Annotated in this window: 26 protein-coding genes; 9 read left to right on the top strand and 17 right to left on the bottom strand. The window is 66.4% G+C overall.

The features are described from left to right. Positions 1–109: 109 nt before the first annotated feature. A complete protein-coding gene (locus ACIA8C_RS04520; protein WP_397130845.1) occupies positions 110–1,345 on the top strand; it encodes an MFS transporter in 1,236 nt (411 codons plus the stop codon). A 4-nt stretch (positions 1,346–1,349) separates the two neighbouring features. Here ACIA8C_RS04520 and ACIA8C_RS04515 read toward each other — a convergent pair whose 3' ends face one another. From ACIA8C_RS04515 to ACIA8C_RS04505, 3 genes are read right to left on the bottom strand one after another with little or no spacing between them, the layout of a single operon-like run. Then, the gene (locus ACIA8C_RS04515; protein WP_397130844.1) at positions 1,350–2,297 is read right to left on the bottom strand and encodes a hypothetical protein; all 948 of its coding nucleotides are present in this window, start codon (positions 2,295–2,297) and stop codon (positions 1,350–1,352) included. A gap of 58 nt (positions 2,298–2,355) precedes the next feature. Next, the gene (locus tag ACIA8C_RS04510) at positions 2,356–3,774 is read right to left on the bottom strand and encodes a hypothetical protein (RefSeq protein ID WP_397130843.1); all 1,419 of its coding nucleotides are present in this window, start codon (positions 3,772–3,774) and stop codon (positions 2,356–2,358) included. Beyond that, positions 3,771–4,094 carry a hypothetical protein gene (locus ACIA8C_RS04505; protein ID WP_397130842.1) on the bottom strand — a complete coding sequence of 108 codons (324 nt, stop codon included), beginning with the start codon at positions 4,092–4,094 and terminating at the stop codon, positions 3,771–3,773. Before ACIA8C_RS04505 ends, ACIA8C_RS04510 begins: the two co-directional genes overlap by 4 nt. 280 nt (positions 4,095–4,374) lie before the next feature. Between ACIA8C_RS04505 and ACIA8C_RS04500 the strand changes: the two genes are divergently transcribed. From ACIA8C_RS04500 to ACIA8C_RS04490, 3 genes are read left to right on the top strand one after another with little or no spacing between them, the layout of a single operon-like run. Continuing rightward, the gene (locus tag ACIA8C_RS04500; protein ID WP_397130841.1) at positions 4,375–5,229 is read left to right on the top strand and encodes an ABC transporter permease; all 855 of its coding nucleotides are present in this window, start codon (positions 4,375–4,377) and stop codon (positions 5,227–5,229) included. Further along, positions 5,222–6,049, top strand: a complete 828-nt coding sequence (locus tag ACIA8C_RS04495; protein WP_397130840.1) for an ABC transporter permease — start codon at positions 5,222–5,224, stop codon at positions 6,047–6,049. Before ACIA8C_RS04500 ends, ACIA8C_RS04495 begins: the two co-directional genes overlap by 8 nt. Position 6,050: 1 nt before the next feature. After that, a complete protein-coding gene (locus ACIA8C_RS04490) occupies positions 6,051–7,040 on the top strand; it encodes an ATP-binding cassette domain-containing protein (RefSeq protein WP_397130839.1) in 990 nt (329 codons plus the stop codon). 32 nt (positions 7,041–7,072) lie between these two features. Here the strand turns inward: ACIA8C_RS04490 and ACIA8C_RS04485 are convergent, their stop codons facing one another. Both ACIA8C_RS04485 and ACIA8C_RS04480 read right to left on the bottom strand, forming a co-directional pair. Then, positions 7,073–7,777: a DUF4389 domain-containing protein gene (locus ACIA8C_RS04485; protein ID WP_397130838.1), complete on the bottom strand. Its 705-nt coding sequence runs from the start codon at positions 7,775–7,777 to the stop codon at positions 7,073–7,075. A gap of 255 nt (positions 7,778–8,032) precedes the next feature. Then, entirely contained in the window at positions 8,033–10,090 is a 2,058-nt protein-coding gene (locus tag ACIA8C_RS04480) for a CocE/NonD family hydrolase (protein ID WP_397130837.1), read from the bottom strand. A gap of 130 nt (positions 10,091–10,220) precedes the next feature. On the opposite strand from ACIA8C_RS04480, the gene ACIA8C_RS04475 reads away from it, so the two are divergent. After that, a complete protein-coding gene (locus tag ACIA8C_RS04475) occupies positions 10,221–10,883 on the top strand; it encodes a TetR/AcrR family transcriptional regulator (RefSeq protein ID WP_397130836.1) in 663 nt (220 codons plus the stop codon). Here the strand turns inward: ACIA8C_RS04475 and ACIA8C_RS04470 are convergent. Continuing rightward, positions 10,880–11,200, bottom strand: coding sequence for a hypothetical protein (locus tag ACIA8C_RS04470; RefSeq protein WP_397130835.1), 321 nt, complete (start codon positions 11,198–11,200; stop codon positions 10,880–10,882). The two genes, ACIA8C_RS04475 and ACIA8C_RS04470, sit on opposite strands and share 4 nt — an antisense overlap. A gap of 395 nt (positions 11,201–11,595) precedes the next feature. Here ACIA8C_RS04470 and ACIA8C_RS04465 point away from each other — a divergent pair, with 395 nt between their 5' ends. Beyond that, a complete protein-coding gene (locus tag ACIA8C_RS04465; RefSeq protein ID WP_397130834.1) occupies positions 11,596–12,129 on the top strand; it encodes a DUF4254 domain-containing protein in 534 nt (177 codons plus the stop codon). Here the strand turns inward: ACIA8C_RS04465 and ACIA8C_RS04460 are convergent, their stop codons facing one another. Genes ACIA8C_RS04460 through ACIA8C_RS04450 form a run of 3 tightly spaced genes read right to left on the bottom strand, consistent with a single transcriptional unit; the run spans position 12,130 to position 14,733 of the window. After that, positions 12,130–12,405, bottom strand: coding sequence for a hypothetical protein (locus ACIA8C_RS04460; protein WP_397130833.1), 276 nt, complete (start codon positions 12,403–12,405; stop codon positions 12,130–12,132). Between the two features lie 42 nt (positions 12,406–12,447). Beyond that, positions 12,448–13,596, bottom strand: a complete 1,149-nt coding sequence (locus ACIA8C_RS04455) for a fatty acid desaturase family protein (protein ID WP_397130832.1) — start codon at positions 13,594–13,596, stop codon at positions 12,448–12,450. Between the two features lie 21 nt (positions 13,597–13,617). Further along, on the bottom strand, positions 13,618–14,733 hold the full coding sequence (locus ACIA8C_RS04450) for a ferredoxin reductase (protein ID WP_397130831.1): 1,116 nt from the start codon (positions 14,731–14,733) through the stop codon (positions 13,618–13,620). 207 nt (positions 14,734–14,940) lie between these two features. Here ACIA8C_RS04450 and ACIA8C_RS04445 point away from each other — a divergent pair, with 207 nt between their 5' ends. After that, the gene (locus tag ACIA8C_RS04445) at positions 14,941–15,561 is read left to right on the top strand and encodes a TetR family transcriptional regulator (RefSeq protein WP_397130830.1); all 621 of its coding nucleotides are present in this window, start codon (positions 14,941–14,943) and stop codon (positions 15,559–15,561) included. Between the two features lie 3 nt (positions 15,562–15,564). Here the strand turns inward: ACIA8C_RS04445 and ACIA8C_RS04440 are convergent, their stop codons facing one another. From ACIA8C_RS04440 to ACIA8C_RS04415, 6 genes are all read right to left on the bottom strand, one after another. Beyond that, positions 15,565–15,747: an SDR family oxidoreductase gene (locus tag ACIA8C_RS04440; protein ID WP_397130829.1), complete on the bottom strand. Its 183-nt coding sequence runs from the start codon at positions 15,745–15,747 to the stop codon at positions 15,565–15,567. A gap of 14 nt (positions 15,748–15,761) precedes the next feature. Then, positions 15,762–16,193 carry an SDR family NAD(P)-dependent oxidoreductase gene (locus tag ACIA8C_RS04435; RefSeq protein WP_397130828.1) on the bottom strand — a complete coding sequence of 144 codons (432 nt, stop codon included), beginning with the start codon at positions 16,191–16,193 and terminating at the stop codon, positions 15,762–15,764. Positions 16,194–16,223: 30 nt separating this feature from the next. After that, positions 16,224–16,637, bottom strand: a complete 414-nt coding sequence (locus tag ACIA8C_RS04430; protein ID WP_397130827.1) for a nuclear transport factor 2 family protein — start codon at positions 16,635–16,637, stop codon at positions 16,224–16,226. Positions 16,638–16,834: 197 nt separating this feature from the next. Continuing rightward, entirely contained in the window at positions 16,835–17,818 is a 984-nt protein-coding gene (locus ACIA8C_RS04425; RefSeq protein ID WP_397131806.1) for an alpha/beta hydrolase, read from the bottom strand. A 221-nt stretch (positions 17,819–18,039) separates the two neighbouring features. Then, positions 18,040–19,281, bottom strand: a complete 1,242-nt coding sequence (locus ACIA8C_RS04420) for an oxygenase MpaB family protein (RefSeq protein ID WP_397130826.1) — start codon at positions 19,279–19,281, stop codon at positions 18,040–18,042. A gap of 372 nt (positions 19,282–19,653) precedes the next feature. After that, positions 19,654–20,217, bottom strand: coding sequence for a hypothetical protein (locus ACIA8C_RS04415; protein WP_397130825.1), 564 nt, complete (start codon positions 20,215–20,217; stop codon positions 19,654–19,656). Between the two features lie 296 nt (positions 20,218–20,513). On the opposite strand from ACIA8C_RS04415, the gene ACIA8C_RS04410 reads away from it, so the two are divergent. After that, positions 20,514–21,080, top strand: coding sequence for a cupin domain-containing protein (locus tag ACIA8C_RS04410; protein ID WP_397130824.1), 567 nt, complete (start codon positions 20,514–20,516; stop codon positions 21,078–21,080). A gap of 5 nt (positions 21,081–21,085) precedes the next feature. On the opposite strand, the gene ACIA8C_RS04405 is transcribed toward ACIA8C_RS04410, so the two are convergent. Further along, the gene (locus ACIA8C_RS04405) at positions 21,086–21,451 is read right to left on the bottom strand and encodes a VOC family protein (protein WP_397130823.1); all 366 of its coding nucleotides are present in this window, start codon (positions 21,449–21,451) and stop codon (positions 21,086–21,088) included. 55 nt (positions 21,452–21,506) lie between these two features. Further along, positions 21,507–22,715 (bottom strand): cytochrome P450, encoded by a 1,209-nt coding sequence (locus ACIA8C_RS04400; RefSeq protein WP_397130822.1) that lies wholly within the window; start codon positions 22,713–22,715, stop codon positions 21,507–21,509. A gap of 202 nt (positions 22,716–22,917) precedes the next feature. Between ACIA8C_RS04400 and ACIA8C_RS04395 the strand changes: the two genes are divergently transcribed. After that, positions 22,918–23,601 (top strand): helix-turn-helix domain-containing protein, encoded by a 684-nt coding sequence (locus tag ACIA8C_RS04395; protein WP_397130821.1) that lies wholly within the window; start codon positions 22,918–22,920, stop codon positions 23,599–23,601. Positions 23,602–23,620: the final 19 nt, after the last annotated feature.

Raw genomic sequence — 23,620 nt, 5'->3', positions numbered from 1 at the left:
ACAAGTACCTAACGGCCTCCTTGTTCTGCCGTGATTGTCAGCCTCGGCACCGCGTGCCGGGGTGAACTGGGGGCTTGCCTCCGGCGGTGCCGCCCGGTTTGATCGCTCGATGGTCAACGATCGGATAGCGACTCAGCCAATGGTGGCCGGGCTCGGCCGCGACTTCGAGCGACTGTGGCGCGGGTTCGCCGTCAGCATGGTGGGTACATTCCTTGCGCTGGACGCCTTTTCGCTGGTCGCCATTCTAGTGTTGCATGTCGGCGCGCTGCAGGTTTCGTTGATCGCGGCCGCAGGCGGCGCGGTGGGTGCGGTGCTCGCGGTTCCGCTGGGTACCTGGATCGAGTTCCGGCCCAAGCGCAGGCTGATGATCCGCGCCGATCTGGTTCGGTTCCTGGTGCTGCTGACGGTGCCTGTCGCGTACTTCGCGGACGCGCTGAGTTATCCGCAGTTGCTGGTGGCGGCCATGGTCGTCGCGGTCGCGGATATCGTCTTCCTCGGCGCCAGCAGTGCGCATCTGAAAGGCTTTGTCGCCCAAGACAATTTGCTGGCGGCCAATGGCCGCTTCGAGAGCGCGACCTGGGTCTCGGCGGCGGTAGGGCCACCGCTGGGTGGCGTCCTCATCGGCGCCTTGGGCCCCGTGGTCACCGTGCTGCTGAACGCGGTCAGTTTCGTGTTGTCCGCCTTGTGCATTCGCTCGATCGAGGTCCCCGAGCCCGCCCCGCCACCCCGGCCCGACGCCACGTCACGCCTGGTGCAGATCACCGAGGGGTGGCGCACGATCGCCGCGAATCCCGTACTGCGCCTGCTGCTGTGCAACACGGTGCTGGTGAACACGCTGATCATGGCGACCGCGCCGCTGCTGGCCTATCTGATGCTCAACGACCTCGCCTTCACGCCTTGGCAGTACGGTCTCGGCTTCGGCGTCGCGTGCCTCGGCGGGATCCTCGGCGCCCGGCTGGCCCGCCCGCTGGTGCGCCGCTACGGGCAGCGCAAGATCCTGCTCGCCTTCGGCGTCGCGCGCGTGCCGTGGCTGCTCGGCCTGCCCTTCGTGCAGGCAGGCGCGAAGGGACTGCTGCTGGTGATCGCCGTCGAGTTCGGAATGATCACCTGCATCGGCATTTTCAACCCGTCGCTGGCCACCTATCGCCTCCTGCACACGCAGAACGACAAGGTCGCGCGCGTCCTCACCGCCTGGACCATCACCGTCCGCGTGGTCACCGCCGCGGCCATCGTCGTGTGGGGCGTGCTGGCGAGCCAGACCAGTACCCGCACCGCGCTGGCCATCGGGGCGATCCTGATGCTGGTCACACCGGCTCTGCTGCCCTGGCGGCGGGACCGCGAATGACGCCTCAGGCGGAGGCGATCGCGGTGATCAGGGTGCGGGACGCGAGGGTGCGGGTGGTAATGAGCTGGGTGAAGGTCTTGGGTTGCTCGCCCGGGTACTGCTGGGTGAGCAGCACCTGCCAGTGCGCGAGGCCGTCGTCGCCGTCGCGGGACTGGGTGATCTGCACGCAGTAGCGGGTGCCGACGGGGATCTGGTTGATGCCGCGCTGGATCTGCTCGGCGGGCGACACGATGGCGTTGTCGGCGACCACCGCGCGCGCCCGATAGCCGGAACGTTCCACGTAGTAGGCGTATTCGAAGGCGAGGATGGCGTCCGGTCCGTTGGCGGTGCCGCCGGGGTCGGTGCCGGAGACCGCTTCGGGGGTGCGTTTCTGTTCGCAGCCTTGCGTCGCGATGGCCGCGGGCGCGGCGGGCACCGTTGTGGTCGGCGCGGCCGAGGTTCCCGCGGAATTCCGCACGGGAGCGGTCGCCGGGGTGAGACCGGTCGGGGTGGCCTCGACCGCCGGACTGCGTTTGCCGAACCCGTGCACGGCGGCGAGCAGGATCGAGACGACCGCGATCCCGATGCCGAACACGATCAGCACCGCGAGCACCTTGTTGCCGCGCCGCGGATCACGCCGCTTGGTGGGGTGGCGCAGCGGGACACCGGGATGGATGCCGGACCGGTTGATGATCGCGGGCGCCGGATTCACGTCCTCGACGTAGCCGTCGGCCGCGAACTCGTCCGCGCGAACCCGCCGCCGGTCGGCCTCGACCTGCGGTGCCTGCGGCGGCTCCGCCGCTAGCGGGGGGTCGAGCCATTCCTCCCACTCCCCGGTCCGCCGCGGTCGATCCGTGTGGTCCGGGGCTGGTTGCTCGGACACGGCGACCTCCGGATCTCGGCGCCGCACCGGCGCGCGGCGGCCGGACGAGCGCCGCCGCTTCTTGGCCTTGCCGGTGGGTGTGCGGAGCATGGGCAGGCCCGTGTCGAACGGATTACCATGCCCCTCTTGCCGACTCGGAGAATTCGGATCAGAGGGTGTCATCGTCGTAGTCGCCCAGCACCGGGGTCACCGCAACTGCCGCGGTCGGCACGGTGACACCGAGTTGACCGTCCTTGGGCTTGTGCTCCTGATCGTCGGCGCGCGGCGGCGGTGGCATCGCCACGCCGCCATTGGTGCCGGGATGGCTCTGCTGGTCGGGGGTGGCGGGCTTGGACTGGGTGTCCGACTGCTCCGGTACGTCCGGCGCGGGCGCAGGCACGGACACCGGTGGGGGCGGTGTGTTCACCTGTGCGGACGGCGCGGATCCATTCTGCGACGGCGGAATCACCGTGCCGGGACCGGTCGGTTGGAACGGAGCGGACGGCGTCGACGGCGTGGACGGCCGTGCGCCACCGCCGAAGTCGAACAGCTTCGGCGAGGTACTCGAATTCGAGGTGCCCGTCGACTGGTCACCGCTGGTGGTGCTGCCGGGCCGGATCGCCTCGGTCACCGCCTTGTCCGCGCCCGCCGCCACGGTGTCGATGGCGTGCGTGCCGACGTCGGCCACCTTGTCGATGATGTGCGTGCCGACACCGGCGATCTTGTCGATGATGTTGGTGCCGATGTCGACGCCCGCGTTGATGGCCGCGGTGCCCACCTGGACGCCGGCGGAGATGAGCTGCTGCTGCAACTGGAGCTGGGCGGCCAGGGCCGGGTCCACCGGCTGCCCGGTGCCGCCGATGCCAGGAGTCGTGGTGCCCGGGTAGTACTGCGGGGTGGTGCCGTTCGGCACGTACTGGCTGGTGCCACCTGGCATGAACTGCCCCGTTGTGCCCGGCTGCGCGGCGGTGACACCGGACGGCTGGGTGACCGTCAGCGGGCCCATCTCGTCCAATCGCCTGCTGTGGTCGTCCATCTCGGTCTGCGCGGTATCGACCGTGGTGAGCGCGTCGCGCAGGGCCTGGGTGGCCCGCGCGATCACCGCGTCGGTGTCCGGGGCCGCGGTGGCGTTGCCGAGGATCTCGCGCGCGTCGCGCCGGAAGTCCGCGATGATCCGGTCCACCGTCTGCGCGGCGCGGGCGCTGGTGGCGTGCGCGTCGCCGAGCACGCTGAGGTAAGCCGGTCCCCGGTCGGAGATTTCACCGATCTCGGTTTGCGTGGTGCGCAGCGCGGGCACCGCGGCGTCGGCGCCGCGGGAGGTCCAGGTCGACTCGAGCGCGTGCAGGCCGTCGCGGTGCGGGCCCTCCACATCGGCGGCCTGGGTGGACGCGGACGACAGCGCGCTGGTCGCGGTCTGATTCGGCACGCCGACGCCGGTGCCGAGGGTGGATCGCAATTGCAGCAGCGGGCGGACCAGCGCGGCGACGATCGGCGGATCCACATTCGGATCCAGGTACGTGGTGGTCGGCGCGGCGGTATCGGTGCGCGCCGGGGCCGGGCGCCTGCGTAGTCCGGAAAGGCTTCTCATGTCAGCGTCTCCCCTGTCCGGGTGATGGCGCCCGCGGTGTCGGCGTCGACACCCTGCATGTCCGCGCTGTAGTCGCGCAGCACTTGACCGTATGTACCGACGAGTTGTCCTGCCGTGGATAAGGCCTGGGCGTGTTCGGCGACCGCCGTGGTGAATCGCGCGGCGAAATCCGCGCCGACCAGCCCTAAGTCGGCGACCAGCTGATCTTTATTCACCGCCCCGGAGGCGACCGAGGCGGCCGAGGCCAACTGTTGGGAGACCGCGTCCGCGATCGCGGTGTAAGCGGCCACCGCCGCCGGATCCAGCTTAAGCGTGTCCACCGTTCCCCTCCCGGGTTCCCAGTCTTTCGCTACCGCGACATGATTCGATGACAAGCCTACTGCGCGACCTGGACACCCTGTGTCCGATCCTCGCGACTCACTGCCGCCTGAGTATGGCAACCATCGCGCACAATGTCATGCGCTGGCGCGGCGTCAGCGGCAGACGGCGGCGACCGCGGCGGTGCGCGGGACCATTGCCACGGTCGACATGTAGCACTTTTCCAAAAACCGCCCAGAGGGGTTCCGCGCGTCTCCTAGCAAGTATTAGGCTTGACTCTTTGTGCGCGACAGAGCAGGAGGGGACGGGCAGCTCGGCGCGACAAGGCATTCTCGGCGCGCTTTCGCGGTCTACGCGCACCTCGCGCGCGCGGGTTTCCGACGGCAGTCCCAGTACAAGCTGGCCATGTTCGCGGGCCTGTTCACCAACTGTGTCTTCGGCTTCGTGCGCGCGGCGGTGATGCTCGCCGCGGTGCGGGCCACCGGCGATTTCGGCGGCTACACCGAGGGCTCGATCGGCGCGTATGTCTGGCTTTCGCAGGGCCTGCTCGGCGCGATGCAGTTCATGGGGCCGCCGCTCGACCTGGCCGATCGGGTCAAGAACGGCGACATCGCGATCGATTTCCTGCGCCCGGTCGACGTTCAATTCGGTTACCTGGCCGGTGATCTCGGCCGCGCCGCGTGCACCATCCTGCCGCGTGGCGTGCCGAGCGTGTTGATCGGCGTGTTCACCTTCGGTCTGGTCATGCCGAACACGCCGCTGCCCTACCTGCTCGGCGCGGTGAGCGTGCTGCTCGCCGTTGCCATTTCGTTCCTCTGCCTATTCGCCGTCGCGCTGATCGGTTTCTGGGTGGTCGAGACCCGCGGCCTCCGGGTGCTGTATCAGGTCACCGGCACCTTCCTCGCCGGGCTGTTTGTGCCAGTGCACATGTTCCCCGGCTGGCTGCGCACCGTCGCGCAGGCGACGCCGTTCCCCTCGATCCTGCAATCGCCGATCGACGTGCTGTCCGGCCGGATCACCGGTCTGGCCGCGGTGAGTGTGGTTGCCGTCCAGGTGTGCTGGGTGCTCGTGATCGGCGGCATCGGGCGGGTACTGCTTGCGGCCGGGCGACGCAAACTGGAGGTGCAGGGTGGTTGAGCCGAGCGCCGCGCGGGCGGGGACCTGGTTCACCCCGTACGCGGCGGTGCTGCGCTCCCGGATCCGCGCCCAGCAGGCCTACCGATTGTCGTTCGTCAGCGAGGTGTTCAGCGCGTTCCTGATCGGCCTAGTCGAATTCGCCGAGGTGTGGGTGATCTTCCACAACGTCCGCGTGCTCGGCGGCCTCGATTTGAATGCCGCCCTGCTGCTGTTCGGGTTCGGCCAGTCCACCTTCGCGCTGGCCCAGGTGTTGTTCGGGCACCTCGACACGCTGCCGACGCTGATCCGGATGGGCCAGCTCGACGCGTACCACCTCCGCCCACAGCCGCTGCTGCTCCAGCTCATCACCAGCGACATCTCGCTGCGCCGCTTCGCCCGCGCCGCCGTGGCCATCACGGTGCTCGGCCTGGGCTTCCTGCGCAACGACATCGACTGGAGTCTGACCGCCATCGCGCTGATATTGCTCACGCTGGTCAGTGGAATCGCCCTGTTCGGTGGGGTTTTCGTGTGTGCGGCCGGATTACAGTTCTATCTGATCGACGGCGCCGAGCTCACCAACAGCTTCACCTACGGCGGCTCGTTCGCCGCGGTACAGCCCGCCACGGTCTTCCCGACGCCGCTGAAGCTGTTGTTCGGCTTCGCCATCCCGGTCTGCTTCACCGCGTATCTGCCCACCATCGCCTTGCTCGGACTGCCGGGCCCGCCATTGCTGCCCGCGTGGCTGGCCTGGCTCGCCCCAGTTGCGGTGCTGTGGGTGTGGTTGCTGGCATTGAGTTTCTGGCGATGCGGTACTCGGCACTATCAGGGAGGCGGCGGATAACATGGCGAATTCCGGTTCATCGGACGCGATCATCGACATCGAGAACCTGACAAGGCAATTCGTGCTGTCCCGCAAGGTCGGCAGGCACTGGCGTCGACGCCGCGAGACGCTCACCGCGGTGGACCGAATGTCCTTCCGGATCGAACGGGGCGCGGCGGTCGGCTATATCGGTGCCAACGGAGCCGGCAAGTCGACCACCATAAAGATGCTCACCGGCATCCTGGTACCGACCTCGGGCAGCGTGCGCACCTGCGGGCTGGAACCGGTCCGGCAGCGCCGCGAACTGGCCGCGCGGATCGGCGTGGTATTCGGACAACGCTCCCAGCTGTGGTGGGATCTGCCGCTGCGCGAATCCTTTTCGATCCTGGCGGCCATCCATCGGCTGGACCCCGACGACGCGCGCAAACGCAAACACGAACTGATCGAGCAGCTGGAGATGGACGAGACACTGGACACCCCGGTGCGCCAGCTCTCGCTCGGCCAGCGCATGCGCGCGGAAGTGGCGGCGGCGCTGCTGCATTCCCCCGAATTGGTGATCCTCGACGAACCGACCATCGGCCTCGACGTGCTGTCCAAGCAGCGCCTGCGGGAATTCCTGCGTGCCGAACGCGCCGAACGCGGCACCACGCTCCTGCTCACCACCCACGACATGGGCGACATCGAAAGGCTCTGCGGCCGGGTGCTCGTGGTGGATCACGGGCGGCTGGTCTACGACGGGTCGCTGACCGGGCTGGCGGCCACGGTGGGCGCGCGGCGCGTGCTGGTCGTCGATCTGGCCGAGCCGACACCGGACATCGACGACCTACCCTGCGCGCAGCTGCTGGCGTCCGAGGCCGGTGGCATGCGGCAGCGGCTGGCCTTCGATCCGGAAAAGACCACGGCCGCACAGCTGCTCGCGCAGGTCTCCGACCGGGCCGAGGTGCTGGATCTGTCCATCGAGGAGCCCGAGATCGAGGACGTGGTCCGCCGGATATACGAATCCGCCCGCTGAGTCAGCGGGCGGATTCGGTGTTGTAGTGCGACTCAACGGGTTTCGGGTTCTCGGGCACCCTGGTCGAGCCGGAACGGCGGGTACTCGTCGCGCATCAGCGTGACGTAGGCCTGCACCCGGATGCTCCACCGGTTGATGCCGACGACGAAGTCGTACAGGCCCTGCGGGTAACGCGCGGTGAACAGCAGGGCGATCAGTGCGACCAGCAGCAGGAAGAAAATCAGCGGCACGGTTGCCCAGCTCGCCCAATTGTCGTCGCTCTGCATGACAAGCGTCGCGCCACCGCCGAACAGCGCACCAAGGATCAGGCCGTGCGGGATGACCAGCAGCCACCATTTGATCAGCACCAAACCACGGCGCAGCCGTTCGGGATAGTCGACCTCGAGATCGGCCGGATACTCCGCGTTCGGCGCCAGACTGAACGGCGGATACTTGTCGGTGCCGAGCACCGACAGCGCGTAGAACTCCACCCGCCACGTCCAGCGCATCACGCCGACATTGAAATCGAACATCGCCCTCGGGTATTTACCGGTGAACAGAATCACGAAGAACGCGACCACCGTGAGGACGAAATAGGCGATGTGCAGAAAGAAAAGCACAATGTAGTGCGGGATGGCCAACAACCACTTGACCAGCCACATCCACCGTGACAACGCGGGATCCAGATCTCCTCTAACACGAACCGGAGTGACCGGATAAGCCAGTTGCGCGGTGTAGTCAGGGTTTTCGGGTTCCATGATCGACGCTCCTCTCGGGTGCCTTTCGATCCACGCCACAAACCAGGTGCGGAATACGGTGATTCTCGCGTATTCGGTGGCCACCGACGCCTCGATCGGGTACCGACACGCCAACAAATAGCGGCGCACCGGATCGGCGTGTCGCAAACTCCGCCGTAATCGCCCGGTAGGCGCGATTCCCGCGATCCGCTACCCGGGCGCTCCGGCGGAAACTCCGGAGCGCCCGGCCCACACCTGCCTAGCCGTCGCGCGCGGTTAACCCAGTGGCCTGCTCAACGGCACGTTCACGAAGCTGGGCGCCGAGGGGTCGAGCAGAAGGTGTTGCGGTGCAACCGAATTCAGGATGCCGCCGTCGAAGAGCAGCGGCGGCGGCAGGAAGCCGCGCGGGAAGTTGCTTGCGAAGACGTTCACCCGCAACCGATGTCCCGGCTGCAACACCGCGTCGACCGGGTTGACCGCGACGTCGAGCGTGGTCGGCTGGCCGGGCACCAGGGTCTGGCGATCGGCGAGGGTCAGCTTGTAGACGGTGTGCGTGTAGTCGCCGTCGGCGTCCTTGGTGCTCCTGTCCTCGTCCACCGCGCGCAGCGAGGCGGCGAGCTGACCGCTGGCCAGCACCGTCGATTGTCCGTTCGGCGCAACATCATTCACGGTCACCGCCCAGTAGCCCTCGATGTTGTCGTACATCGTGTTGAGGTGCACGTTGATCGGGCCGGACAGCACCGTTGGTTCGGCGACCGGCGCACCGGTGAAGGTGAGGCCGCCCAGCTCGTGGATGCGATCGTCGCGGCCGCAGAAATTGGCCAGGCTGATGACGCCCGCGGATTCCACCGCGGCGTCGCGGGAGCACAGCGAGGTGAGCCCGGCGATCGGCGACACCGTCAATTGCGCTGCGGCATCTGGTTTTTGCGCGCTCAGCGAGCCGTCGTAGACGCTGGTCGCGGTGCCGCTGATCGCGGGCGACAGGTACATCCGCTGGTAATCCAGGCCCGGGCGCGGGAACGACGACGCGGTGGTCCAGCCGCCGCCCTGCTGCCACAGCGCGACCGGGCCGTACTGGTCGATGCCGTTGTCGATGCCCTTGAGCCACTTGTCGTACCAAGCCATTTGGAGCACGTCCAAGCGCGGCGGCTTGCCTGGATCACCCAAGCCGGAGCCGGGATTGAAGTGATAGGTGTCGCCCATGATCAGCTTCTTGCGCTCCGGCGGCAGCGGAATGTCGGAGAACGAGCGCGCACTGGACGAGGCGAAGATGTCCTGCCAGCCGCCGTAGGCGAAGGTCGGCACCTGGATCCGCTCCGGATGGCCGTCGGTGAACGCCGACCGCAGCGAGCTGCCGGGCAGCAGTTGGTCCTTCAACGGCTTGGGCACCGAATCCACGTTGAGCGACAACGCCATCAGGATGTAATCGAAGAATTCCAGCGGCGTGGCCACCCGATCCAGCAGCCATTGGTAGTCGAGGTGGCCGAGCGCGATGCCGACCGGGTCCGGAAAGTTCGAGATCAGGTCGACCCCGGCGATATACAGCGGCCCGAACAAGCCGAGTCCACCGCCGGGAAAGGCGACATCGGTCAGCGTGTCCGTGCTGCCTTCGACCGGGAAGATCGCCTTGAGCGCGGGCGGATTCTGTTCGGCCGCCTTGAATTGATTGATGCCGGAGTAGGAGATGCCCGACATGCCGATATTGCCGTCCGACCACCGCTGCTTACTCGCCCAGTCGATCATTTCCACGGTGTCCTGGTTCTCCCGGCTCTGGAAGAACTGCCAGGATCCCTGCGAGTATCCGGTGCCGCGCACGTCGGCCACGATGTAGGTGTAGCCGTGCTGCACCAGCGTGCGGTCCGCGCCGAAGGTGCGCGGCGCGCCGCCGGCCAGCGCCTTGGTCAGATCGGTGATCGAGTCGAACGGCGTTCCGCTGAAGTCGAACCGGTTGACCAGCTGGATCAGCGCGTCGGACAGGACCGGAATGTTGAGGGCGAGGTCCGCGATCAGCGACGCGAATTTCGTGTACGGGGTGAGGTTGATGATGGTGGGCAGCGGCTCGTCCACGATCCGGCCCGCCGCGTCGACCGGCCGATAGATGTTGGCCTTCAGGACCGTGCCATCGCTCATGGTGATCGGTACATCGAAGTCGATGTGCACCGGCCCGGGGTATTGCACCGGGCCGTCGTGCGCGGCCGTCCACGCCCGCCCCAGGTCACCGCCGTCCGGCGGCGTCTCGGCGGTGGCCGTGCTCGGCACCACCCATAGCGCGGTCATGGCGGTCGCGATCGCCATGATCCCGACCCGACTCAACGCGCGGCGAACTGTCCTCATCGACCTCGACCCCTTTAGCTGCCTACTTAGAAACGCTGGCGTACCTATGGTGGAAGTGAGAGTAACGAGGACCACATCGAATGGGCAAGTATGACTCCGGTCACTCTCGCGGAACGACTATTGTCAGGTGATGGGATTAGAAGCCGGCGTCGATCGCGGCCGTCTGCCGCGTGGCACGCACGGCATGACGCCGGAGGCGGTGGCCCACTCGCAGCGCATGCGGATGTATCTGGGGGTGCTGGAGGCCGTCGCCGAAAGAGGTTACGGCGAAACGACCGTCGGCGATATCGTTGCCCGCGCGAACGTCTCGCGGCGCACCTTCTACCAGCTGTTCCGCGGCCGGGACGACTGCTTCACCGAGGCCTTCGAGGCCGCGGTCGATCTGGTACTCGGCGAACTCGACACCAGCGTGCAGGCCATGCCGCGCTCGGAATGGCGCGCGCTCATCCGGACAACGCTGGAGACCTATCTGCAGGTCTTGGCCGACAACGGCATCTACGCCCGCGCGCTGCACATCGAATGCCTGGTCGCGGGGCCGATCGTCGCCGAGCAGCGCAGGCAGATGAAAACGCTGCTCGCGCACCGCATGCGCGCGGCCTTCCGGATCGGCCGCGGCGAGGGCGATATCCCGGCCGACATTCCGCCGGATATCTTCGACGCACTCATCGGCGCCGTCGACGATCGCATCCGCGATTGCCTGGAAGGCCCTGGCCCGCAGGCATTACCGGCGCTCGGTGCACATCTGTACCAGATCACCATGGCGCTGTTCGGCGTTCCGGAATGGGACGCTTAACCCGGACCGGTCCCCTGCGCCGAATACAGGCTCACTTCGCCATCCTCACTAAGGAATGCGTTGACCAGCATGATGCGTTGCGCCTGGAGTTCGTCGGGTTCCGGCGCCTCGGTGGTGATCGAAATCTGCGGTATCGCGGCCCAGTTCACGACGTATCGCTCGGGCGGTCCGTCGTCGTCGGAGAGCCTGGCGAGGCGGAAGACCGAGACCGTCTTACGAACGATGAGCGTGCGCACGACCTCGCCGATTCGCTCGGGGTCTTCCAGCGCGAACATGAACCCGAATGTCAGCTCGGGTGATGACACGTAGGCGGGCACGAATGTCGAGGCTAGCCGATCGAACGACCCCGCGCAGCCGCCGCGCCGAACCCGGTAGCTGCCGGTGAGCCTGCGCACTCTGGTCGGTAATGCCGATGGTGCACTCGCGTGACCTGTCCGTAACGGATCATAACGATTTACAAGCTGCTTTCAGATTTGTACACCATACTATTGCGCCGATTCGGCAACCGCGCTTTCCTGAAAGAGTCCCGATTTCTCGGGGCGTCTTCCTCATCGCATCGTCGCGGATTTCCCGGTTACTTTGCCGTGCTGGTGGACTGTGTGGGGGGCGTCCGAGCGCGGGGCTGCGCCGGAGCCGAGGGGTGCCCCTCCCCGAAATCCCCCTCGGCCCTGGCGCATCCAGAATGGGATCGTTACCGCAGGGGTGTACGCACATGCCGACCGAATACGCAGGCGTCCGTAACGGGACCGAACAGTTACCACCGCCCGCCGAACTATTGCGCGCCTTCCGCGAACCCGACGGCCCGAACCACCACCGGCACGGCGTGCTCAGTGCCGCACGGGAACTCGTCGAATGTCACGAACGAAGAAACACGGCGATCGAGGCGGCACACGCGCCGGGCGCGCCCGCGGGGCGGGTCGCGGCGTGCAGCCTGCTGGTCGAGGACATCGACGGGCATCGGGCCGAACTGGTCGGGCGCATCGACACCTGGGTTGCCGACAATGTCGAGCACCGCGGCGGCGCCTCGTTGCATACCGAGACGCTCGGCGCGGTGATCGATCGACTAGCGGCGAAATGGATTGCGGCACAACGAGCTTTGCGGCGAACACCGCAGCAGCGGACGCACCCGGTGCAGGTGGACGGGGAAGCCCACCTGCAGTGGTGCAGGCTCGCCGAACTGACCGACGGATATCGGGATCTGATCACCGATGTCACCGAGCACCGGCGCAGGCTGCCGGTGTGGTGATCAGCGGGTCTCGTCGACCCCCGGCTCGACCACCTCGGCGTCCACGAACGGCGCCTCGGTGGTCACCGTCGGCTTCGGTGCCGTGGGTTCCAGATCGTCGTCGTGCTCGAGATCAAGACCGTGGCGCGCCTCGGCATCACGCCGGGCGGCCTCGGCGGCTTCCTTCATCTCGATCGCGTCGGTGAACCACTCACCGATCTCCTTGGTGACCTCCGCGACGGTGCCCGCGATGATGCCGGCGATATTGCCGACATGCTTGGCGCCCGAGGATGTCAATTCTTGAATGAGATCTTTGTTGCTTTCGAATTTCCCGATCATTCACACGCCCACTTCGCTTGCCTTTCGCTGACGCATCACGATAACACCGGGAGACGGATCGCTCTTGACCAAGCTCGGCGGCAACGCGAGCTTGCAAATCTTCCACCACACCGAACCGATCTGCTTGCTGAACGATCCCGTGTTGTACGGCAGTCCGTATTTTTCGCACAATGCGCGGACCTCCGGCGCGATCTCCGGATAACGCGCGGCCGGGATGTCCGGGAACAGGTGGTGTTCGATCTGGTGCGACAAATTGCCGGACATGATGTGGAACAGCTTGCTGCCGGTGATGTTGGCCGAGCCGAGCATCTGCCGGATGTACCACTCGCCGCGGGTCTCGTCGGCGGTCTCCTCCTCGGTGAACGTCTGTACGCCGGTGGGGAAGTGGCCGCAGAAGATGATCGAGTAGGCCCACACATTGCGGACCAGGTTCGCGGTCACGTTGCCCGCGAGCGTGCTGACGAACAGCGGGCCGGTCAGCGCCGGGAAGATCAGGTAATCCTTGAGCGCCTGCTTGCTCGCCTTCTTCACCTGGCCGAGCACGGTGCGCTTGATGTCGGTCCAGGATCGCTTGCCGCGCACCACGTTCTCGATCTCGAGGTCGTGCGCCATCACGCCCCACTCGAACAGCATCATCAGCGCGAAGGCGTAAAGCGGCTGGCCGAGGCGCAGCGGGTTCCACGACTGGCTCTCGTCCATCCGCAGGATGGAGTAGCCGATGTCGCGGTCCTTGTTGTGGATGTTGGTGAAGGTGTGGTGGATGTAGTTGTGCGAGTGCTTCCACTGGTCCGCCGGGCAGACCGTATCCCATTCGAAGACACGGGAATTCAGGCCTGGCTCACGCATCCAGTCGTACTGGCCGTGCATGACGTTGTGGCCGATCTCCATGTTGTCCAGGATCTTCGACACACTCAGCGCGGCCACCGCGGCCAGCCAGACCGGCGGCAGGAAGCCGAGGTACATCAGGCCGCGCCCAGCGATCTCGAATCCGCGCTGCGCCTTGATGATCGAGTAGAGGTATTCACGATCGCGATCGCCGAGGTCGGCGACGGTCTTGGCACGCAGCTCGTCGAGCGCCTTGCCGAGTTCTTCGATCTGGTCCGGGCTCAGTACCAGCGGGCCGTCTTTGGTTTCGGTCAGGATTGTCATCAGAGGAATCCTTTGCTTGGTCTAGATGTCGATGTCGACGTCGCCCACGGGGGCGTTGATGCAGAGCTGGATGGGTTGATCCGGGTCACTGTCGGTTTCGCCGGTGCGCAGGTTGCGGGTGCAACCGGTGCGGCGAACCGCGGTGCAGGAGAAGCAAATACCCATCCGGCAGCCGAATTCCGGGGTGAGTCCGGCGGCTTCGGCCTGTTCCAGCAGGGGCGCGCCGTCGTTGTCCGCGGCGATACCGCTGGCCGAGAAGTTCACCGTGCCGAACACGTCGTCGGCATTGACCGGCGTGAGCGAGAGCGTGAATTCCTCGGTGTGCAGCCGATCGTCGAGCTGCTCGGCCTCGTAGATCTTGCGCACCGCGTCCATCAGCGGCTGCGGGCCGCAGACGTAGGTGTGCGCGTCGGCGAACCACGGTGCCACCCGCTCCAGCTCGTCGTAGTCGAAGTACCCGCTCGATTGCGCGGGTGCCACGTCGACCCAGGGTGCGGCCGCGTCGACCCGGGTGGTGTCGGACCGCCACGGATGACGCAGTTCGATGCGGAAGTTCTTGTGCCGCTTGGCGATCGCGTCGAGCTCCGCGCGGTGCGGCACCACCTCGGGCGATTTCGCGTAGTGCAGGAAGACGACCTCACCCGGGTAGCCCTCGTCGGCCAGCGTGCGCAGCATCGACAGCACCGGCGTGATGCCGCTGCCGCCGCTGATCAGCAGCACCCGGTCCGGGCGCGGGTCGGGCAGCTTGAATACCCCGGCGGCCGGTTCCAGGTCGACCACCATGCCCGGCGCGGCGTTGCGCGCGAGGAACTGCGATACCAGGCCTTCGGGGTGCGCCTTGACGGTGAGCTGGATGTGCCTGCTCCGGCCGCCCGCCGGATTGACCGGCGAATAGCAGCGGGCGTGGCGGACACCGTTGATCACTACGCCGATCTGGACGTACTGCCCGGCGGCGTGGCCCTTCCATTGCCGGGTCGGGCGCAGGGTGAGCGTCACCGAGCCGGGAACCGAGCGGTCCACCTGGAGGATCTCGGCGCGCATCTCCCGCGCGGTGAGCGTGGGGCGCACGAGTTCCAGGTATCGGTCCAGCGGATGTGGCGTGGTCAGGGTCTGCACCAGGTTGATGAGATCCACCATCTGTTCTCCGTGCCTCGTGTCGGGGTGCCTCAGGTCGGGGCTGTTCGACTGGGTGAGGACCCGCGACGTTGCGTTCCAATTTCAGTGCACGTATGTACACTCAACTAGTGTGACGGATGACCGGGGTCCGGTGTCAACCGGCAAAACATGTGACACGAACAACATCTTGGGATTAATGGAATGGTGAACGGATGTATGCTCACCGTGATGAGCGAGCAGGCAGCAACTCGAGGCGAGCGCAAGGAGCGCACGCGACAGGCCCTTTTGGACGGCACTCTGGCGCTGGCCGCCGACCGTGGGTTCGCCGCGCTGAGCCTGCGTGAGATCGCCCGCTCGGCGGGCATCGTGCCGACCGCGTTCTACCGGCACTTCGCGTCGCTGGACGATCTCGGCGCGCAGTTGGTCGACGACGGCATCACCGCGCTACGGCTCGCGCTGCGCGAGGTGCGGCGCAAACCCGACGCGAGCCTGTCCGACACGGTGCGATTCGTGTTCGCTCAGGTCGGCCCGAAGCGCGAACTGTTCGGCTTCCTGACCCGCGAACGCCACGGCGGCTCCGCCGCACTGCGCAAATCCATCGCGCTGGAACTCCAACTGATCGTCCGCGAACTGGTCGCGGACCTCTCCCGCATCCCAGCCCTCGACTCCTGGGCGCCCGCCGACCTAGAGGTTGCCGCCGACCTACTTGTCGCAACGGTCACCGACGGCATCGTCGCCTACATCTCGGCCCTACCGCGCGAGCAGGACAACATCATCGACCGCACCGTCCAGCAAATGCGCTTGATCTCACTCGGCATGGGCGCATGGTGGCCGCCGAAGGAGCGCTGATCCTCAGCGCGCCTCGGGATCGAGCGCCAGCACCGAGCGGCCGCCGTCCACGGGCAACACCGCGCCGGTGACAAAGCTCGCGTCTGCCGACAATAAATACGCCACGGCCGCGGCCACCTCCCCGGTGGTCGCGACGCGGCCGATCGGATGCAGCTCCGCCAGCTGCCGCTCTACCTTGCCCGCCACCGAAGGATCAAGGGCTAGGGCAGCGCCCCAGGCACCGCTCGTTGCGCTTGGTGCGAGGTGATATTCACGATCGCACCTGGAGTTTCGGCGGCCAAGAACCGGCGAACGGCGGTGGTGCAGCCGACCACCGCCGGAGCCAGGTTGGCCGTGATCAGATCGACGACGCATTCGGCCGAGTCGGAATGCACTGAGGCATCGCGGAATACGGCCGCGTTGTTCACCCAGCCCGTCAACGTCCCCGCCTGCTGCGCGAGATCCGCGGCCTCCTCGGCAATCGCTTCGGCCGACGCATCCCCGAGCACCGGAATCACCCGGCCCCCAGCCCATTCCAGCGCCTCGACATCCCGTTCGACAGCGACCACGACGTTCTCCCGGCCGAGCAGCCGCTCCACGATCCCCCGACCGATCCCCCGCCCGCCACCGGTCACCACATACGAAAGCGCCATCCGCCGATGCTAGCCAACCTGACCCGCGGGCTAGCCGAAGATCATCTGGTGGCCGCGGGCGGTGTCCATGTATTCGCGGACACGGTGGATCAGGCCGTCGCGGAGTTCGAAGACGAAGCAGTAGTCGTTCTCGTAGGCGTTGCCGTTGACGAGGGTCGCGCTCATCGTCTCTTCCACGATGACGCGGTCGCCTTCGGCATAGCAGCCGCGGAAGGCGAGCGCGACGTTCTCGGCGAACAGCTTCGGGAAACCGTGGGCGATGAAGTCTGCGATCACCGCTCGGCCGATCATGTGGCTCGGGCCATCGAGGTAGACCGCGGTGCCGTTGTTCGCGGGCGCGAGCCACTCCGCGTCTTCAGTGAAACATGCTGCTATCGCATCGAAGTCGTGCGCCGCGAACGCTTTCCACGCGTTCTGCACGACAGCCTTGTTGCCCTGGGTCACGGTGTCAACGCTACAAATGATCCGGTGAAAAGCTGGCGGAAATCAGACGAGGTCACCGGCGAATGGGTCGCCACTGCTCGCCGGGCCGGTCTCGACTCGTACTTCTCGCACGATGCGGCCGCCGAAGGCGCCGATCGGGCACCGAATCGAGCATGGCGACGATGACAAGCCCGAATCGATAGCGTGCCCGGCTCAGTTCACCGGCTGCCGAGCGCTTGCGCCAGGAACGGCCATGAGGTGCGCAGGTCGTCCTCCCAATAACCCCACGAGTGGGTCCCGACCGGCCGATCGTCGAAAGTCACCGGGATGTTCAACTCGTGCAGCCGGTTCGTCAGGTTCATCGTGCAGAAATGGATAGCCGCCTCGATCGGCCCGCCGAAGGCGATCTGCACCGGCAGCGGAATCCGGCCCTCCTGCACGCGTCGATCGACCGGGGTGTCGTGCGGGGCGGCCGAGAGGCCGCTGCCCGCACTCAAATAGACGGCGGTTCCGCGCAGGCGTTCCGCGTTGACCAGCGGATCATTGGCGCGCCACAGCGGCCCGTTGCTCGGGCCCCACATGTTCTCCACGCTTTGCCCACCGCCCCAGTTCTCCACCGTGAGCCGGACGAACTCGTGCCCGACCGGATCCGAGGTCTGCGCGCACCCGCTGTAGGACGCCACGCTGTTCCAGAATGCTGGCTTGGCGATCGCCAGGTTAAGCACCGAGGTGCCGCTCATCGACACGCCTGCCAGCGCGCGATTGCCGTCGGCGGCCAAGAACCCCTCGATGACCGGTGGCAATTCATCGTTGAGGAACGTCTGCCACTTGTTGTAGCCGAGCACGGCATCCGGGCGAAGCCAGTCGGTGTAGTACGAATTGGCGCCACCGAACGGGGTGACCACGTTGATGTCTTTGCCGCTCAAGAAGCTGACGGCGTCGGTCTGCACGTCCCAACCGCTCTCGTTCGGTCCGCCGCCGGAGCCGTTGAGCAGATACAGTGTCGGCCGTGGCGTCGCCCGGTCCGCGGCGCGGATGATCTGCACCGGGATCGGCCGGTTCATCGCGGGCGAAAAAACCGTGACAACCTGTTGCCGGTCGTTCACGTCCTGCACCGCAACCACACCGGGTTCCGCGGTGGCGGTGCCTGCCGCGCCGACCAGGGCCGCAGCGGCCAGCGCACCGGCAAGCACCCAGTGCAGCGTTCTCCTCCGTGTCGATCGCCGTGTTCTCAAGTCGCAGCCCCTCTCGCTTGCTTACTCTCGGCCACGGTGGCCGATGACGCACCGGGACGTCGCTGTCCGGGAGCGGCATTGCGCTGCCGTACCAGGACGCCGATGTCCTGGCACGGCATTGCAAGGGGATTCGCGTTGGTTGTGGCGGCGGTTTGGTCCGATCGCCGATTGTTTTCGGCGGGTCCCGGTCAGCGTGGCGGCTGGCTCATATCCCGGTTCAGCTGCGGGATCTCGATGCTGATCGGTAGGCGCAGTTCGGCCAGGTAGATCAGCGCGGCTTGCCGCAGGAACTCGTCGAACAGCCAGTATGCGTCCGGCGCCAGTGGGACGACGGGCAGCAAGCCCTCGCGCACCGCGATGAACGGTCCCCAGCTCACCCGGAGCAGCGGATCCCAGACCGGCTCCCGCGGGATGGCCAACCCATCCGCGATCTTGTCGCCGAGCAGGAATCGCGTGAACGCGCCGAGGACGGGCTTACTCAGCACGGTGAGGTCGATGTTCACGCCGAGCCGCAGCAGCCGGTCGGCCAGCGCGACGCCCTCGGGGGTCGGCTGCAGAATCGGATCGAGCACCTGCGCGGCCTGCGCATTGGCCTCGGACCACGAATTGGGGATGTATTCGTCGCGGACGCCGAGCAGGTGCGCACCCACCTGCCACGAATGCAGAAAAGCGTCCGACTCGTTGCCCGGGATGGGCACCTGCCACGCGGTCAGCTGCTTCATGACGGTCGTCGGCAGACTGTGCCAGGTGACCATGATGTCGTTCTGGCTGATCGGAATGTCTTCCTCGGCGGAGTGCACCCAGTACGGCGACTGCGGCAGCAGGTGCCGCACCGCGGCATGCACCAGCCGGGTTTTGACGCACGTCACGACCATTTCGCCATCGGGGGCATAGGCATTCGCGGTCCCGATGTCGTAGCCGAGTTTCGCGGTCTTGGAGATCCGGTCCTTCAGATCTTGACCACCCTTGGAGTAGTAGACCGCCCGCGCCTCCTTCGGGATGACGGTGCTCATCATGCCGCTGGCCAGTCCGTACAGCACACCGAGATACAGGCCGCGCTTCTTGTTGAACTGAACCGCGGTGGCCAGCTTGCCCTGATCGGCCCACTGCGGGAGCTGCCGGGCATACTCCATGAAATCCCTTAGCTCCGTGGGCAATCCGGCAGGCAACGGCTGACCGTTTCTGGTCCACGTGCGCAAGAGCTCGTTCACCCTCGGTACGTCGCCACCGTCGATCAGCGCGGCGACGAGCGGGTCCGCCTCGGCATCCCACACCGTCAGCGGATCGGCTCCGGAACCGCTGCCCGCCACCGAGCCGCCCGGTGACCACGTCCACGGCTCCGCCCGAGCGGGCGCCACCGCCGCCAGTGCACCGAACGCGCCGAGCGTCCCGCCCGCCTTCAACACGTTGCGCCTGCTGAATCCGTCCATGCCGCTACTCCTCGCCGAGTCCTGACGCCATCGGGTCGACGCAGGGACGGCGGTAGCGCCGATTCGCGCCTTTCGATGGAAGAATAGTCATTAACTTAGCAAGTGCAGATGCCGCGCGTGCCGAGTTTGAGAAACTGATCCAGAATCTCTCTCACTGTGCGATCAATACGAGTCCCCCAAGGGCCCAAAATCGCTACTCATCTGGATATTTCACAACACACGAAGCTTCCTAACTACGGGGCTACAGCAGGTGAGTCATCGACTCGGTAGCCGTCCCGCATCATCACTTCAAGTCATGAGCATCGATAACCATCAGTCACTTCCTCGAAGCGATCGGCACACCCCACAGTGCCGATCGCGCACCCTCGAATGTCACGGCGTGCCGAGCTGGTCCCATTGCATCCGCGGGTCTTCGTTCGGGAAGTCATTGCGGATGGTGACGTAGGACGTGCCCGCGGCGTAGGGGACGCTGAGACGGCGACTGTCCAACGCGGCCTTGTAGACGGTGCTGCCGGTACCGTCGGGGAACAAGACGTATTCGAGCGTGAAGTTCTGCCGGTAGTTCCCGCCGTCACAGACCGCAAGGAAGGCCAAACCCCAACCGCCCGGGGCATTTTCGAGGCACTGATGCTTGCCTCGCGAGGTCAGGTCGTGCGTGCTGAACGCGACCGTGTCCGGTCCGGTCGTCGCGCGCAGCCACCACTGGCGTCGATCACCGGCGTTGCACGGGGCGAATCGGGCGGTGCCGCCGATCCCGTTGTGCGGGTCGTTCTCGGTGGTCATGCACTGGCCGGTCCCCCGGTTGTACATGAGCCAATACGCGAACTCGGCGTGCGCGGGACCAGCCGCGCCCACCGTGGTCGCGGCGACGGCCGACACGATCAAAGCCGTTGCGGCCGTGCGTGCTACGGACAAGGTGTTGATCAGGGATTTCATGGGTGCCCCCAGACAGGTGACCGATGGATGAGTACGCATCGAAGTGTCGGCGGCAGCAGTCTCACGCGAGTTTCACCGCGCTCTCACCGGCTCATGCGACATCGCGAACAGCGTCGGACTGGCCGCCGCCCACCCCTTGTTCAGGATGCTCACCCTCTATGCAACCCGCACCCCCAGTACAGCTCAGGCAGACGGTGTGCGGGTTCGTCCACTTAATGCGTTCAGCTCGCCAGAGCAACTGGACCGGCGGTCAATATTCTCTTGCGTGCGGGCTGGCCGGCGAGCAAGGTGGGGCTATGACTGATTACGAAGCTATTCGACGGGTCGTCACCGGCCACGACAGCACCGGCAAGGCCATCGTGGTCGGCGACGAGCGGGTGCCGTCCATGGCGCCACCGGAATTCGGTGGGCGCTGGGCAATCTGGTCGGCCGACGCCACCGTGACCCTCCCCGACGACGGCACCGCACCGGGGGTAAGCGACTCGCAGGTCCCGCCACCCAGCGGACTCAGGGTGCTGAAGTTGGCGTTTCCGCCCAGGTACAACCCGGACGCGTTGTCCGAGGAGCTACACGACCCGGAACTCCTGGCGCGGCTCGGATTCCTGGTCGACCCGAATCCGCCCGGCAGCTACGGCTCGCGGCCCGGCGTCGCGGGCATGCACGCCAGCGCCACCGTCGACTGCGTGATGCAGTTGTCCGGCGAATCGGTATTCGTGTTGGAAGACAACGAGGTTCGCCTCAATCCCGGCGACTGGCTGGTGATCAACGGCGTGGTGCACAGCTGGCGCAACGACGGCGACGAACCGTCGGTTCTCGTCGCCGTCATGGTCGGCGCGGAGCACCGCGGCATCCCGAAGCGCTAGCGCGCTCAGTCGAGACAGAACTCGTTGCCCTCGATGTCCTGCATCAACTGGCACGACTCGTTCACACCATCAGCGCGCAGTAGTTGCCCGCGCACCGCACCGAGTGCGACCAGTCGTACGCACTCGGCCTCGAGTGCGGCCAGGCGTTCGGCACCCACGAGCCCGGTGCCGACCCGTACATCGAGATGTACCCGATTCTTGACAACCTTTTCTTCTGGCACGCGCTGGAAGTACAGGCGCGGGCCAACACCTGAGGGATCAACGGCTGCGGATCCCTGATGCTCGTACCCCAGCACCGCACTCCAGAAAAGAGCGACGCGCTCGGGTTCCGCGCAGTCGAAGGTGATTTGAACCTGCTTGACCGGTGCCATCGGTCCACCATAGTGGCGTGCTAGGACATCCTCTAGCGCCTGGTGTGGGCAATGCTTACCAGGTGACCGGAAGTTGTTGCACACCATAGATACCGGGACCGTCTGGGCGCATCCGAACCTCGTCTGCGGGCACCGCTAGCCGCAAGCTCGGAAACCGGGATACCAAAGCGGGCACCGCGGTGCGCAACTCGACCCTGGCCAGCTGCTGGCCGAGGCACTGGTGGATGCCGTGTCCGAAACCCACATGTCCCACCGCGTTACGGCCCAGGTCGAGACTGTCCGGATCGTCGAATTCGGCCGGATCGCGATTGGCGGCCTGCAGCGAAAGCGCCACCGTCTCACCGGCTTTGATCACTTGTCCGGCCAGTTCCACATCCGCGAGGGCGGAACGGGTCATCGTGTGCACGACGGACAGGTAGCGCAGCAGTTCCTCGACCGTCCGATCGGGATCGGCGCGCAGTGCGGTCAGCTGCTCTGGGTGGCGCAGCAGCGCGAAAGTGCTGAGTGCCAGCGTATTCGCGGTGGTCTCGAAGCCGCCGATCAGCAGCAGCACGCCAACGCCGGCGAGTTCGACGTCCGCGAGATCGCTGCCGGTCAGATCGCTGAGCAGGTCGTCGGTCGGTTCGGCGCGTTTGGCGGCGACCAGGTCGCGCAGGCATTCCTGGGCCTCCTCGAAGACGATGAGGCCTCGCTCGACATGCTCGTCCGCGGCCACCGCAAGGTCGTTCAGCTGGACGACCAGATCGGTCACCAAGCGCTGGAACCGATCTCGATCGGCGTCGGGCACACCGAGCAGTGCACAGATCATCAACGCCGGAACCGGACGGGCGAATGCCGTCACCAGATCCACCGGGCCACCGGCTCGTGCCATCGCATCGAGATATTCGGTGCTGATCCGCGCTACCCGCTCGGTGAGCAGTCGCATCCGCCGGACGGTGAACTTGGCGGCCAAGAACTTTCGATAGCGGGTGTGCTCGGGGGCGTCGAGGTTGAGGAAGGCGCCGGGCGGCGCCGGGGGCAGTTGGCCGAGATCGGCCAGCGCGGAGTGCGTGAGCTCGGGGCGCACGCTGAAGCGCGGATCGGCAAGGATGGCGCGCACCGTGGCATGCCCAGTCGCCAACCAGCCACGGTGACCGTCCGGAAAGACCATGCGGGTCAACGGATTCCGCTCGCGGATCCGCGCCAGCCCGGCGGGTGGATCGAAGGGGCAGCCCGCGGGACGGGTGGTAGGCAACGAGACAGCGGTGGTCAGCGGCTCGGTCATGTCGAATTCCTCACTGGCGCACGAGTTCAGCAGGCATCGAACGCTAGGTTGCGTTCAGCGATTGCTCAACAGACATCGCGCTGCAATTCTGGATTACCGCAGGTAAATTCGGTTTCGTCCGTGCAATGACCTTGTCGTCGAACGCAACCGCCGGGCGCCCGGCATGCAATGAGATGTCGCTGAACGCATGAAAGGAGAACCGATGCCAGGAGGCAGGCTCACCCTGCAGGAGCGGGAATGCATCGCGATCGGACTGGCCGACGGGCTGGGATACACCCAGATCGCCCGCCAGCTCGAACGCCCGGCCTCGACGATCAGCCGCGAGGTGACCCGCAACGGCGGACCCGGCCGCTACCGCGCGGACCGAGCCCACCGGGCCACCGCGGCGCGGGCCCGACGAAGCAAAGCGGCCGCGGCTCAGTCAGCGGCTTCGGCGGACTTCGCGGCTGACAACGCGGCGATACGCGATTTCGCGGCACACTTCACCGAGTTGTTCGTCTACGACGGCATGCCAAGGATGCAAGCCCGGATAATGACGTGCCTGCATCTCACCGATTCCGGCAGTCTCACCGCCGCCGAATTGGTCCGCAGGCTCGACGTGAGCCCGGCATCCGTCTCCACCGCCATCGCCGCGTTGGAGCAACGCGATCTCATTCGCCGGGAACGTGATTCGCGCCGCGAGCGATACTGCATCGACGACGCCACCTGGTACCGCACCACGCTCAACCTCGCCCGCGCCGCGGGCGTACGAGTCGAGGCGGCCCGGCACGGAGCCGAACTCCTCGGCGTCACGACGCCCGCGGGCGCCCGGCTGGACGAGATCAGCCGATACCTCGACTACCTCGGCCGGGAGATGGTCCTGGTGGTGCAACGCTGGCACTCGTGAGCAGGCGTGCTCGTCTGAT

The organism is Nocardia sp. NPDC051321 (genome assembly GCF_044455225.1).
GTDB lineage: Bacteria > Actinomycetota > Actinomycetes > Mycobacteriales > Mycobacteriaceae > Nocardia.
This window is presented reverse-complemented; position numbering and strand designations above follow the sequence as displayed.

Excerpts from the sequence above, each read along its gene's own strand:
- ACIA8C_RS04400 (WP_397130822.1), bottom strand. The coding sequence starts at position 22,715 with ATGACCGAGCCGCTGACCACCGCTGTCTCGTTGCCTACCACCCGTCCC.
- ACIA8C_RS04405 (WP_397130823.1), bottom strand. The coding sequence starts at position 21,451 with ATGGCACCGGTCAAGCAGGTTCAAATCACCTTCGACTGCGCGGAACCC.
- ACIA8C_RS04395 (WP_397130821.1), top strand. The coding sequence starts at position 22,918 with ATGCCAGGAGGCAGGCTCACCCTGCAGGAGCGGGAATGCATCGCGATC.
- ACIA8C_RS04410 (WP_397130824.1), top strand. The coding sequence starts at position 20,514 with ATGACTGATTACGAAGCTATTCGACGGGTCGTCACCGGCCACGACAGC.
- ACIA8C_RS04485 (WP_397130838.1), bottom strand. The coding sequence starts at position 7,777 with ATGGAACCCGAAAACCCTGACTACACCGCGCAACTGGCTTATCCGGTC.
- ACIA8C_RS04455 (WP_397130832.1), bottom strand. The coding sequence starts at position 13,596 with ATGACAATCCTGACCGAAACCAAAGACGGCCCGCTGGTACTGAGCCCG.
- ACIA8C_RS04450 (WP_397130831.1), bottom strand. The coding sequence starts at position 14,733 with ATGGTGGATCTCATCAACCTGGTGCAGACCCTGACCACGCCACATCCG.
- ACIA8C_RS04490 (WP_397130839.1), top strand. The coding sequence starts at position 6,051 with ATGGCGAATTCCGGTTCATCGGACGCGATCATCGACATCGAGAACCTG.
- ACIA8C_RS04475 (WP_397130836.1), top strand. The coding sequence starts at position 10,221 with ATGGGATTAGAAGCCGGCGTCGATCGCGGCCGTCTGCCGCGTGGCACG.
- ACIA8C_RS04465 (WP_397130834.1), top strand. The coding sequence starts at position 11,596 with ATGCCGACCGAATACGCAGGCGTCCGTAACGGGACCGAACAGTTACCA.
- ACIA8C_RS04515 (WP_397130844.1), bottom strand. The coding sequence starts at position 2,297 with ATGCTCCGCACACCCACCGGCAAGGCCAAGAAGCGGCGGCGCTCGTCC.
- ACIA8C_RS04435 (WP_397130828.1), bottom strand. The coding sequence starts at position 16,193 with ATGGCGCTTTCGTATGTGGTGACCGGTGGCGGGCGGGGGATCGGTCGG.
- ACIA8C_RS04510 (WP_397130843.1), bottom strand. The coding sequence starts at position 3,774 with ATGAGAAGCCTTTCCGGACTACGCAGGCGCCCGGCCCCGGCGCGCACC.
- ACIA8C_RS04415 (WP_397130825.1), bottom strand. The coding sequence starts at position 20,217 with ATGAAATCCCTGATCAACACCTTGTCCGTAGCACGCACGGCCGCAACG.
- ACIA8C_RS04420 (WP_397130826.1), bottom strand. The coding sequence starts at position 19,281 with ATGGACGGATTCAGCAGGCGCAACGTGTTGAAGGCGGGCGGGACGCTC.
- ACIA8C_RS04445 (WP_397130830.1), top strand. The coding sequence starts at position 14,941 with ATGAGCGAGCAGGCAGCAACTCGAGGCGAGCGCAAGGAGCGCACGCGA.
- ACIA8C_RS04520 (WP_397130845.1), top strand. The coding sequence starts at position 110 with ATGGTCAACGATCGGATAGCGACTCAGCCAATGGTGGCCGGGCTCGGC.
- ACIA8C_RS04480 (WP_397130837.1), bottom strand. The coding sequence starts at position 10,090 with ATGAGGACAGTTCGCCGCGCGTTGAGTCGGGTCGGGATCATGGCGATC.